General features: G+C 41.0%; 11 protein-coding genes. 9 read left to right on the plus strand and 2 right to left on the minus strand.

The features are described from left to right. Positions 1 to 1,097: IS110 family RNA-guided transposase (locus M6D81_RS30990; RefSeq protein ID WP_262681468.1), on the plus strand; the 1,097-nt coding region annotated here is incomplete at its 5' end. 317 nt (positions 1,098 to 1,414) lie between these two features. Here M6D81_RS30990 and M6D81_RS30995 read toward each other — a convergent pair. Then, positions 1,415 to 5,974 carry a hypothetical protein gene (locus M6D81_RS30995; protein ID WP_262681470.1) on the minus strand — a complete coding sequence of 1,520 codons (4,560 nt, stop codon included), beginning with the start codon at positions 5,972 to 5,974 and terminating at the stop codon, positions 1,415 to 1,417. Positions 5,975 to 6,242: 268 nt separating this feature from the next. Here M6D81_RS30995 and M6D81_RS31000 point away from each other — a divergent pair, with 268 nt between their 5' ends. Both M6D81_RS31000 and M6D81_RS31005 read left to right on the plus strand, forming a co-directional pair. Next, positions 6,243 to 6,422 carry a CopG family transcriptional regulator gene (locus tag M6D81_RS31000; protein ID WP_262681471.1) on the plus strand — a complete coding sequence of 60 codons (180 nt, stop codon included), beginning with the start codon at positions 6,243 to 6,245 and terminating at the stop codon, positions 6,420 to 6,422. 139 nt (positions 6,423 to 6,561) lie between these two features. After that, positions 6,562 to 6,870: a DUF6809 family protein gene (locus M6D81_RS31005; RefSeq protein ID WP_262681472.1), complete on the plus strand. Its 309-nt coding sequence runs from the start codon at positions 6,562 to 6,564 to the stop codon at positions 6,868 to 6,870. Between the two features lie 456 nt (positions 6,871 to 7,326). Here the strand turns inward: M6D81_RS31005 and M6D81_RS31010 are convergent, their stop codons facing one another. Next, positions 7,327 to 7,539: a helix-turn-helix domain-containing protein gene (locus M6D81_RS31010; protein ID WP_262681474.1), complete on the minus strand. Its 213-nt coding sequence runs from the start codon at positions 7,537 to 7,539 to the stop codon at positions 7,327 to 7,329. 164 nt (positions 7,540 to 7,703) lie between these two features. Here M6D81_RS31010 and M6D81_RS31015 point away from each other — a divergent pair, with 164 nt between their 5' ends. From M6D81_RS31015 to M6D81_RS31040, 6 genes are all read left to right on the plus strand, one after another. Next, positions 7,704 to 7,883, plus strand: coding sequence for an aspartyl-phosphate phosphatase Spo0E family protein (locus M6D81_RS31015; RefSeq protein WP_262681476.1), 180 nt, complete (start codon positions 7,704 to 7,706; stop codon positions 7,881 to 7,883). 132 nt (positions 7,884 to 8,015) lie between these two features. Then, positions 8,016 to 8,423 (plus strand): DUF6075 family protein, encoded by a 408-nt coding sequence (locus M6D81_RS31020; protein WP_262681478.1) that lies wholly within the window; start codon positions 8,016 to 8,018, stop codon positions 8,421 to 8,423. 37 nt (positions 8,424 to 8,460) lie between these two features. Further along, positions 8,461 to 8,649: a hypothetical protein gene (locus M6D81_RS31025; protein WP_262681480.1), complete on the plus strand. Its 189-nt coding sequence runs from the start codon at positions 8,461 to 8,463 to the stop codon at positions 8,647 to 8,649. Between the two features lie 118 nt (positions 8,650 to 8,767). Further along, on the plus strand, positions 8,768 to 10,387 hold the full coding sequence (locus M6D81_RS31030; protein ID WP_262681482.1) for a recombinase family protein: 1,620 nt from the start codon (positions 8,768 to 8,770) through the stop codon (positions 10,385 to 10,387). Between the two features lie 235 nt (positions 10,388 to 10,622). Next, positions 10,623 to 11,087: a DUF3990 domain-containing protein gene (locus M6D81_RS31035; protein ID WP_410795808.1), complete on the plus strand. Its 465-nt coding sequence runs from the start codon at positions 10,623 to 10,625 to the stop codon at positions 11,085 to 11,087. 16 nt (positions 11,088 to 11,103) lie between these two features. Beyond that, positions 11,104 to 11,376, plus strand: coding sequence for a hypothetical protein (locus M6D81_RS31040; protein ID WP_262681484.1), 273 nt, complete (start codon positions 11,104 to 11,106; stop codon positions 11,374 to 11,376). Positions 11,377 to 11,967: the final 591 nt, after the last annotated feature.

Raw genomic sequence — 11,967 nt, forward strand, 5'->3', positions numbered from 1 at the left:
TAAAAGTAGTGAAAAAGCATTTGAAGAAAGGTATGCAAGCAGTTTATGGTCTTGAAGACGTAGGTGGCTACGGACGAGCGCTGGCAGTCTACCTGTTTGAAGGTGGGTATAAAGTAAAGGAAGTTAACGCGAAGCTGGCTAACGCAAGGCGCAAAAGCCATGTCACCGTTGAGAAGTCCGATGCTTGGGACGCGGAATGCGTAGCGAAGGTATTAAGAGACGAGCTGCCGAATCTGCCTGATGCGAAGCCTATTGATTTGTACTGGGCGATTAGTCAATTGGTCAATCAGCGGCGCTGGGTTGCTAGAAACTTGACGGGAGTGGTGAAGAAGCTTCATCAACAACTTGGTTATCATTATCCAAGTTATAAGAAGTTTTTCTCTCAAGTGGATGGGAAAACGGCATTGGGATTTTGGTGGCGTTATCCTTCACCAAATCATTTAGAGCATGTCTCTGTAGAAAATTTGGCTCAGTTCTTGCGAGCACTTAGCAATAATGGATTATCGACCAAAAAGGCCGTGCAAATTAAAGAGCTTATACAAACAGATGGTAGTACGCTGCGTGATTTTCAGGACAAACGCGATTTTATCGTACGAAGCCTAGTCAGAGATATAAGGTGCTCAGAGCGCAATCTGTCACGTATAGAGGCTGAGATTCAGGACTTGATGAGTCAATTAGGATTTCAACTGGAGACGATGACAGGTATTGATCTGGTCACCTCAGCGGAACTTGTGGCGGAGATTGGAGACATACACCGCTTTGTCAATTCAGACAAACTGGCTCGATTCGCCGGAATCGCACCTATTAAAGTCGGTTCGGGGAACAAATCGCGCAATTATAAGAGTAAGCAAGGGAATCGAGAGCTGCACGCCATTATTAAAGCGTTGGCAATCCGACAATTGGCTGTAAGTCGAACGAAGAAAGAGCCTCGTAATCCGTATTTTCATCATTATTATGAAGAGAAGCTGAAGGCAGGGAAGACGAAGCAGCAGGCCATTGTTTGCATCATGCGAAAGCTAGTGAATGTTATCTACTATTTGATGAAGACCAAGGCGGTATATATTATTCCAGAAGTATCCAATCAGGATGCCGGATGATACAATATATGGGTAGAGATTTCCAGACAACTTCGCCCTTTGTTTATACAAAAGTGACGCTTTATAAACTAGGATACGTATGAGGGGGAACTGAATAATCCGCTGACGCTTAATTTGTATACGTATGTGCATAATAATCCGGTGTTCTGTTTTTTACGAGGTGAATTTGAGATTATGGGGATCAGTAGCAAATCGGCATGAAAAGGCCATCTTCCGAACAAATAAGGAGGAGGCCTTTTCAAATATCCTTGGAGAGGTGGCTTCGTTGCCGCGCAACCTATTATCGCCACATGTCGCTTAAAACAGAAAATCTATTGCTATCTTTTCATCATTTCATGGCTTAGTCTTCTAACTGGTCCGATCTGCTTTTCAAACATTAAATCCCAAATGTCCAGGCATTCTTGTGCTATGTGCTTTAACTCTGGCCTAGTATCTCCAGAAGTCTCATCGTATAGACCAATCACCAGTTTTGATATTTCGTCATGTATCCCCCACGCACCCTCGTAGTTCTTAGTGTCATTCTGGATTAAATGACGGCTCATTGATAGTATTATATCTTTGTATTCAACTACCGACTTTGCTTCTTCTTCTAGGTAATGCACAAATGCATGCAGTGTTCTACGACTCAAATTCGAACTCATTATTTCTATCAAAAAATCCTTATCTCGCTCTAAATTAATTCGATTATCATAAAATAATCTTGAAACCGGCATTTCTAAATCCAGTGTGCTTGTTTTAAATTTAAGTATGATATTTTTAGCTAATGCGTTGTACTCTTCTTTGTTAAAGTACAATATGACCATATATAAAATCTGTTCAGCTTGTAATTTGCTCATAGTATCTACATTTGTCATTTCATTTACAAATTCATTTTTAAGAAAGAACATTTCTGACAAGCAATGTGCTCCACATTTTATCAATTCTTCATCTTCAGAATTGTAGCATTGTATAATAATTTTTAATATGCGTTGACGATACTGAGGGTACATTAAAAAAAACATATTTTTTGTATCATGAAATCCGGCTAGTCGAAAATCTTGTTCATAGAGATAAAGAATCTTTTCAGACGCCCAATCTCTATCAATATTATATGAAGGCCATAATGCAAATAAACTTGCCAGTCTTACCGCAGGATTTTCATCCATTACTAACTGTTCAATTGTTTTTTTAAACTCTATAAAAAGATCGCTTTCTTTCCATAATAATTGAGCTATTGCTCGGGACGCTCTGCCTCTTACGCAATTCAACGAATTGCTTTGTAACATATCAAAACTGCGCATTTCTTTATCTTCATTATTTGTCACATTCGGTTTTCCAATTTCAGGATTTATGTGGTAAATCGCAATGTCCTTAAGAAAATTCAATATCTCCTGTGACCACTCCGACCTACCGCTGTTTTCAATAATCGTACATATAGAACTTGCCCTATAAGAAGCGAAATCGAATGAGAACTTCAAAATCATTTCTTCCAGCATATTCAATGGAACATTCATTAATGTTTTACTATAAGCTACTCCGCTAAATAATGAATCAATGTAGATATCCAAGATCGTATTATTACATGAAAGCATAAGCTGTATCATTCTTTCAGGTTCTTCGGATACGGCATTACTAAAAGAGCTTGAAAATGATTCAATCGAACTCTCTACAAATCCTCCAGAGACTTCTTTCCAACGGGAAGCATGTTTTTTTCTAAGCTTATCATTAGTCAATATATCTATCCATTTTTTATTACTGAGCTTTTTCCCTGCAACAGGGGAACTTACAGATCCACCGTGTCCATGAGAATACTTATATAAAGTGGTTTCGTTTGAGAATTTACGCCTTAACACATGAACTAAACCTTTGGCTTTTTCACTAAGTCGATTATATGGCAACACTTCTAGAATTTCGTTTTGTAAATCCCCCCAAAAGCTCCAATAAACTATGTAACCATTATCTTCACGGTTAAACTCAATTCTACGTTGATATCGTACTTTAGCTCTTGGCGATACGTAACCTATAACCATTTTTTCTAGCACACTAAAACTAGCCGAGTCACAGTGTACGGAGTGTCTTGCTAAAACTTGTTTGGCGAGTAACAATTCATCGCCATTACCACTTGTTCTTTCAAATATGTTTTTGTCAAAATCATTACATAAATATTCGACAACAGCGTTACTAAAGGAAGTTGGCAACTTAGACATTGCATCTAATATAATCTCGTTATATAAATCATGCCCTATTCCCATGTATTCTTTATACCGATTCCAAAATGCTTCTGGGTTTGAAGAAATTACTGCTGCACTGGCTTTTTTTAAGATTTGAATGCATGCCCTTTCGAGACCTCTTCTGTGAAAGTATCTTCCAGACCAATCACTAAAAAATGAATTTTCATCATCTAAAATCGGAATATAAGGTAATAATAAGTTTAAAACTTCTATACCTTTTTCAATTAAAAATTCCGAATCTTCTACCAAAAATTCTTCTTCATATCTATATAAAGATTGGGCATGTCGGTTCAGTTTGTTTTCCAAAAGAAATGCAAACACTCGTATTGTTCGCATTTCACATTTTTTTATCATTGCTTTAAAATCTAGATAATTTTCCGCCATTTTTGGATATTGACGATAAAATCTCATTCGTAATTCAAACATCTCATCGATATCCTGATTGATATCATGTAAAAAACATTGAGAAAAACGAGTATCATCTTCTTGAGATTGAAATGCATACTTTTCTATAAAATAAACATCTTCTATATCATAATTAGATGAATTGCTAATCATCAAATTAAATACGAGATCTTTCTTCTCAGTACTTTCAAACCATTTATCTAGAATACCGCGTTTCCTAAGTAATTTAATGTACTGTGGTTTGGAATATATTACATTATTAATGATATGAGGACCATGAACTTCGTCTTCACAACTATTAATAATATAGTTCTGAATATTCTCGTCCAAATCTTCCAACTGATTTAATAATTCAAAAAACACAAACTTCACACAATATCGGATCTGCTCAGATGTCAACATCTTTTGACCTGCGTTAAGAAAATCCAAGCTGTCGAATTCAATTAAGTTCTGTAACAGCATTTGGATTTGGTATCTTCTTCCAGGTGTTTGCTTTTCCTTAATCCCAATAACTTCTAGGATATTTTCGGTCTCATAGTACTGTTTCAGCATCATTTCGGCCAGAAAGCAGTCTAATATCGATTGGTGAGCAAATGAGATCCTATTTCCCTGTATTACAAGGAATCCATTTGAAGATAAAAAATCTAGGCTTGATCTATTGACACTTAATAAATTTAATGGAATAGATATTCGACCTAACTTATCAAAATAACTTATAATTTTCTCCTTAGTTCCATTCAGATCTCCCTCACTTAGTCCGAATTCAAAACATTTTCTTTCTAATTGCCTCCACCATTCAGAAACTAGATGATTGGCAGTCGAACATTCATTGTATTCTCTATTGCTGTCTAAATGCTTCCATATATATAGATTACTCGGAATTCTCAATATTTCCTTTAATTTTCCTGTCAAGCTTTCATATCGGTTTCCAATAACAATTCTAACTGTCTCATCATTCAACTCATTGATTTGAACATTATTCCACTTCAAAACTGATCTTTGTTTATCATCATTTTTAAACAAGGATTTAATATTATTATCATTTTCTAAGTCGTACGTTCTACATACAAAAACCACTGAAATCTTATTTTCTCTTTCTAAATTCACTCTTTCTACTTGATCTATTATTTGAGTACATACCAATAAGGCTTCCCTTGAGTGTGCTTGAGTCCAGCGTAATGCATCTAATTGATCCAATATAATTACAGCATTTTCGGTCTTAGACACACTGTGGATACAATGAACTAGAGAAGAGGGCAGCCCTAAATCTTCACCCCATTTCTGGGCATTTCCACTTGGAATACGTTTATCTAATTTTATAGCTGTATACGGTATAGCATTTTCTCGACAATAGTTAATAATATCCTCTGTACAACCACTTTTTCCTCTTCCGGCCTTTCCGTGTATTATCAGTGACTCTCCTAAACTTATTACCTGTCTACTTTCTGAAAATTCATTTCTATTAATCAGTTCATTATTTACTGGTTTAAATACAGATCTATATTCACGATTCAACTCTTCCAATCTAGGAATAATTCGTTGATCCGATGCAAGATTCTTTAGTTTAATCTCTTTCTCACTAAATAAATGATAGATGACGGATTGAGTAATTTGTTTCCCTAAGATATCCCCGTCTATAACCCAAGTCACCAATGTCTCGTATATGTCTTCTTCATTCCCAAGCAACAGATAGTTGATTTTTGATAAGATCAATTTTTTTAATTCGCTATCTGGAATTTGGCGATATGATATCTTCTTCAAAAGAGAAATACATTTTAATAGATCAGCATCTTCTTCGGGTTTTAAATCCATTGCTTTGCAAAAATTGCTAAAGAAATCTTTTAGTTCTTTACTAGCGCTGAGTACTTGATTATTATAAAAATCTTGAGGTAAGGTACTTGTATTCTTTGCTCTTGTAATTAAATCTTCTAATAGTGTGAAGGCTAATGGGGATACTAATGAAACTGTGTTTGACTCGTTTCTTTCTAATTGAAACTTCCAATTTGCAAAAATGCCTTTTGCATTAGCTGTGCCGTAATCCCAATACTCCTTACTCGAATTTCGTCCTTTACATTGCTGAGCTTCTCTGATTCCATTCTTTTGGCCAGCCCAAATATCAACACCCCGCTCGTCATCTCCAAGAGCTTCCAGCGTAATATAATCCAGCCTTTCGTCCAATACATCAAGAATCTGATATATTGTCCATCTAATTTCAAATCTATTGCCACTTTTATCTGCTCTTCCACCTAATTCATATGGCATACTAGATACCTCCGCTCTAGGACGTTATCTGATTGAGAGAATATTAATAATTGACATTCAATAGATGCTTTGTCTCCATGTATAATTTAAATAAAGATTTAATTCGTCAAATAACCCCAATATCCTCCATTTGACCATAACTCCTGTAAGGAATCTTCCACGTCAATCTAGTAGTAGGTCACAAAAGATATTGTTTGTGCCTGTTTGGATTGACTTTTTGTTGCTACAAATATATATTTATTGTGGACACAAAAAGCGAGGTGAAGCGATGTCGTCCAAGAAGATGGGGCGTCCTCCATCTGACAAGCCCAAAAGCGAATTGATTCGAGTACGGGCCGATCAAGAGATTTTGAGCAAGCTTGATGCTTGCACCGAAAAGCTCCAAACAACCCGTTCCGATGTTATTCGCAAAGGGATTGAGATGGTGTATGACGAGCTCCAAAAATAAAGAAGGAAGCAGCGTGAGTCCCGCGAAGAACACCGCTACTTCCTTGCCCGCAATCGCTAGATGAGCAGACTGCATAAATATCCTACCATGTGCAGGCATCTCATTCAAGCAATGCGATGACAATGATGGGAGGATGACTATGAAATCGATTCTAGAAGCCCTGTACCGCGGACAACTTCATCCCGAGGAGATCATTGTGCCGATTCATCCTGAATATCGGCTGTTAAGCCGACAACTTGGCGCTATGACTGAAAAATGGAGAAAAGAACTCAGCGCCGAGATGTTTCGTGAGCTTGAGAAGTATTCTGATCTATGTGTGAGCGTGAACAGCTTGCATGTTGAAGCTGCCTTTGTTCATGGATTCAGACTCGGCGCCAACATGATTATTGAAGTCATGAGCAAGCATGAGGAGTTGGTTCCGAATGAAGCTGCGGGCGTGTCATTATAATGAATGTAGCGATATCATGACGGTTATATTTGGAGATGGAACTACACGTCGCCTCATATGCTCCGGATGACAATCGAAAGCCTCGTCGCTTGACGCTTCCCTCTTTCTTTTTCCCGACAGGTGCCTTCTGGCAACGTGTAACGTTGCAGCAAGCACTGAATTTGGCTGGCCGCCAACTTCACTTGTTAGGGGCCAAGCCCCTAATACCCCTCTCGCTAGCCGCGACTCATCGATTCAATCACTCATCGCTTTTTGACTCAGTTTCAAAACCATCCACATACTTAATCCGTACGGTAAGGTTCGATAGCGTCACATCGCAAATCGCCGGGGGCTTGGGGGCGCAGCCCTCAACAAGCGAATTTGGGAGACCAAATTCAGTGCTTGCTGCAACTTAGGACAGAGTCCTAAGTTGTCCTAGGAACACCTGCCGAGAACAATAGGAAAGGCTGGCTGGAGTCAAGAGCGTTTCTTCGCGCGGGGCGGGTAAGGCGCTTTTTGATCGGTACGGCCAAGTAAATAATCGACACTGGTTTGATGGAAGTCGGCTAATGCGATTAAAAGCGCTGTCGGAATATCGAGCTTTCCCCGTTCGTAATCGCTGTACGTCCGCTGTTTGCAATTCAGATGTGCGCATAGCTGCTCCTGTGATAAATCCTTATCCTCACGCATGTTTCGTATTCGTTCGTAGACCACAAGCACTCACCTCAGGATGAGTATAGTTCAGTGGATAATCCGCTATTTACTTTCAGTGTGTTATACACTAGAATTTTCTATACACGCCTTTACTCATCTCGGGGCGAGCCAGAACGATGTGGTCGGCGAAGGGGGACATCATGGTGAAAGGAGTCGAAGAGCTGCTGGCGCGTATCGAAAGCATTCGTCGGGAACTGAATGAGCAAGCCTTGCATGACAGTCTTCCAAGCCCGACGATGCTTGAAAAATCCAGGGAACTCGATCGTCTGTTGAATGTGTATCAAGCGGTCAAAACGGGAGCGCGGCTCACGCAAAGCTGAGATCCCTGCTTTTTTTAAGGTAATCCGCACAGAGGTGTCCGATTTAGGCGCGAAAATGAAACGGTTAGTAGAGGGCTGTATTTAAAGAAGCCCTCCGACTAACCGTTTTATTTTGGAGAGGAGAGCGAGAACATGAAGTCTCCCGTCTTTCGTGACGACCGACATGAAGCTTTTTACTACCGAATGTTAGCCGAACGTCGTTGTACCGACAGCTACCATCGTGCCTTGTTTTACACGCTGGGACTGTCGAAGGACACCCGCGCCCATATTCAGGATTTGTTCGATTTTTCCGATGGCGGCATCAAACCGGAAGGCCTGTCTGCTTCCTTTCAAACCGGAGGTTCTCTACGTATCTGTCGTTTGGCGTTTAATCTCTGGAACGGCTGGAGCCAGACGGGTGAGGAACGGTATTCAACTCCGTATGAGCTGTTTGATTGCGAAGCTGCTCCCTACTTTTTTGAAGCAATACGGCTGCGCTATCCGGAATATGCTCGCCAACTGACACCCGCCAACAAGCCTCACGTTGAACGCACGCGGTGATCTGTGTTTGGGGGATTTACGGAAGGGAGAGACACGGATGAACGAAAAGAAGCTTCCTTTGCCATCGACTCCGGCAGACCGCGGCCGCGATCCGATACACGAGATGCAGTTGGGGAAAAGCTTGTATATCGTGAAATGTCACTTTATCGGTAATGAAACGCTCGGTGATAAAATCGAACGGCTTGTTTTGCGAACGTGGGAGGATGAAGCGTTCAGGAGCCGATGAAGCCGGAAGGGAATCCTCGCGATTCCCTTTTCTTTCTCAGACACGGGACACCCTACCTCAACCTTCCAAAATCCGGTATACTGAAATCAGCCGATTTGTTGCTGGGAAAGGACGGAGTATGAAAAAACAACAGCAAACCCGGACCGCGATCTACTGTCGTTTGAGTCGGGACGATGAACAGAGTGGCGAGAGCATGAGTATCGAAAATCAACGGATTTTGCTCCGGTGTTACGCGAAGGAGCAGGGCTTTGAAGTGGTTGAGGTGTATACGGACGATGGCTGGAGCGGCACCAATTTTGATCGCCCCGACTTCCAGCGAATGAAGCGAGATATTGAAAGCGGCCGCATTGATATTGTGCTGGTCAAGGATTTGAGCCGTTTGGGCCGCAACCAGATTGAAACAAGCCTGTGCATTCAGGTGTTTTTCCCGGAGCATCAGGTACGCTTTATTGCCGTCAGCGAGAACATCGACACCGCCAAGGGCGAAGACGATTTCATGGAGCTACGGAATCTGTTCAATGAATGGTTCGTCCGCGATACGAGTCGGAAGGTCAAGAGCGGCTATCGCCAGCGGGCATTAAACGGCGATTACACGGGAGCCTTTGCCCCGTACGGCTACCGCAAGGACGAGCAGAACAAGCATAAGCTGGTTCCCGATGAAAATACGGCTTCGGTTGTGCAACACATTTTCCGATTGGCGGTGGAGGGCTATAGCCCTTATAAAATCGGTAGATTGCTCAAGGAAGATCGGGTTTTAACGCCGCGCGCCTACCTGGCGGAGCAGCATCAGCGTTACCTGAAAGTCGTCAATACCCGGCATCCGTATGATTGGGGAGCAACGACCGTCAAGACTATTCTCCAAAATAAGGCGCATCTGGGGCACATGGTGAGCCACAAGGCAACCAAGCCCTCCTTCAAGAAAAAGCGGGTGGTCGCCGTACCTCAGGACGAATGGATTGAGGTTCGGGATACGCATGAGCCGCTGATTGACGAAGAGACCTTTGTTCTGGCACAGAAGGTCATTCGGGTGAAGAAGCGCCCGACCAAAGAGGGCGAGCATCAAATTTTTGCGGGATTGCTGAAATGCTCGACCTGTGGCCAAGGCTTGTCCTTTGCTCGCGGCGGAAGCAGCAAAACGAGCGGCGGCAAGGACGGTCGCGGAAGCTTCGCCTGCAATCAGTCGCGAACGCGCGGCAAAGCATATTGTAGCTTCCATTACATCAGTTATGTGGACATCTACGAGATTATATTGGCTGACATCCGGCGACATGCGCAGACGGCAAGGGGGAAGGAAAGCATCTTTGTGGAGAAGCTTGCCGTGCAGAGCCAGAACCAGCAGAAAAAGCAATGGCGAGCCGCCATGAAAGAGCGCGTCAGGCTGAACAGCCGGGAAAGCGAGTTGCAAACCATTCAGCGGAAGCTTTATGAGGACAATGCTTTAGGGAAAATCACGGACGAGCAGTATACGGCGTTATCGCGAGATTTTACAGCAGAGCAAGCTCAACTGAAGGAGCGGCTCAAGCTGCTGGATGATCAGCTTAACCAGGCTGAGAGCAGGCAGGAAAACACGACCCGTTTTTTGGAACTGGTACGCGGGTACTCCGATATGAAGGAATTAACGAAACCGATCTTAAATGAACTGATTGACAAGGTTGTTGTGTATGATGCCGAGAAGGTGGGCGGCAAGCGCGTACAGCGCATTGATATTTATTATCGATTCGTCGGTCTAATTTCGTAAACAACAGAGGTTATTACCTCGTTAAAAATAGATTAATCCGCTGAAGTATGTTGATCCGAGTGGGAATTGGGCTGTTCTTCCAAGATTAATACAAGGTATTCGTGGAATAGTAGCAGGAACAATTGTTGCAGGTGGAACTATTGCTATAACACAGCAGAACGATGAAGTTAAAGACTTTACTATTCCAGTTCCTATTACAATTTCTGAAGCTCGAAATAAAAAGAAAAAAGAGCAAATAACGTTATATCATGCCACAAGCACTGAACATGCCGAGAATATACTGGAAAATGGTATTGATATTTTTGCAGGAAGAAGTAACTTAGATTTTGGAGAAGGTTTTTACGTTACAAATGATATGACTCAGGCACAAGATTGGATAAAATCTCGCTTTGAAGGTTCTGGAGAGATACTTATATTTCAAGTGGATGATGATGTATTTGATAATTATTCTGGAAAGAGCTTTAATGGAAATACGAAAGGCTGGCGAGATTACGTATTCAATAATAGAAATGGTTTTTCGAGCCTCCTTGAGCATTATGATTATGTGGAAGGACCTTATCTTGCCAATCCATTTAGTAAAGCATATCCTAGAGATTATAAGGCTAAGGGACATCAAGTAGCTATAAAAAATACAAATTTAGCAAATGAGATTTTCTTAGGGTATTTTGGAATGTATTCAATTCGGGCGGACTCACAATAGGAGGTGGACGTTGACTATGACTGATAAGTTTTTATTTAAACTGTCAAGTAAAAGCGAACAATATTGTGATATGATTGTTGAGGAAATGGAAAGATTGTTTAGTATTTCAAAACAAGAAGCTATAGGTCGAGTGAACCGAAAATGGTCTGGGTGTAGTTTCGAAGATGAAAGCTTGCTATTTCACATGCTTCCTGAAGAATGGGCTAATGAAATTTATTACGGCTCAAATTCGATGTGGTGGAAAAAGGATAAGCAATCATTAATACCTGTGCCATTTAATGAAAAATAAATTGACAATATTTAAGAATGAAGTTTGCCACATGCGAGTATAACAACTCCATGTGGTTTTTCTTTTTGATTATTCCCCTACCCCATGCCGAATGAATCGGGCGGCGCACTCCAAAAGAACTTAATCCTCGTTAATCGTATACCAAACTTCTTCAAAATCGTGTGCGTACAGCAATAAGCTTGAACTGTAGGCTATAGCGTTGCAGAAGGTAATATCTCTAAAATGACAATAACTTATTTCACCAGTAACGGACAGGCTTACAAAACGATTGAAGTTAACACTGGACTGATTATTTCAGGTACAATTGATGTAGCAACCTCTACATCAAATATGTTCATCACTTCTCAGGACGTCAAATAAAGGAGGATTACCCACTAGAAAAAGGTACACGTATTTAGCGACGACATATTTGATCGGTCTAATAATTTCATATTATGGAACGGGTGTGCCTGAATGGTACTATTTAATTCCAATTAAGTTAGTTTCTATTTGCTTTATGTTGGTAGGTGGAAACTCAATATACTGCTGCTAGACTGAATAGTAGACACAGATTACACTGATGAAAAGAAGTAGAATCGGAGGACTGTGTCA

Source organism: Paenibacillus sp. J5C2022 (assembly GCF_025567625.1).
Lineage (GTDB): Bacteria > Bacillota > Bacilli > Paenibacillales > Paenibacillaceae > Pristimantibacillus.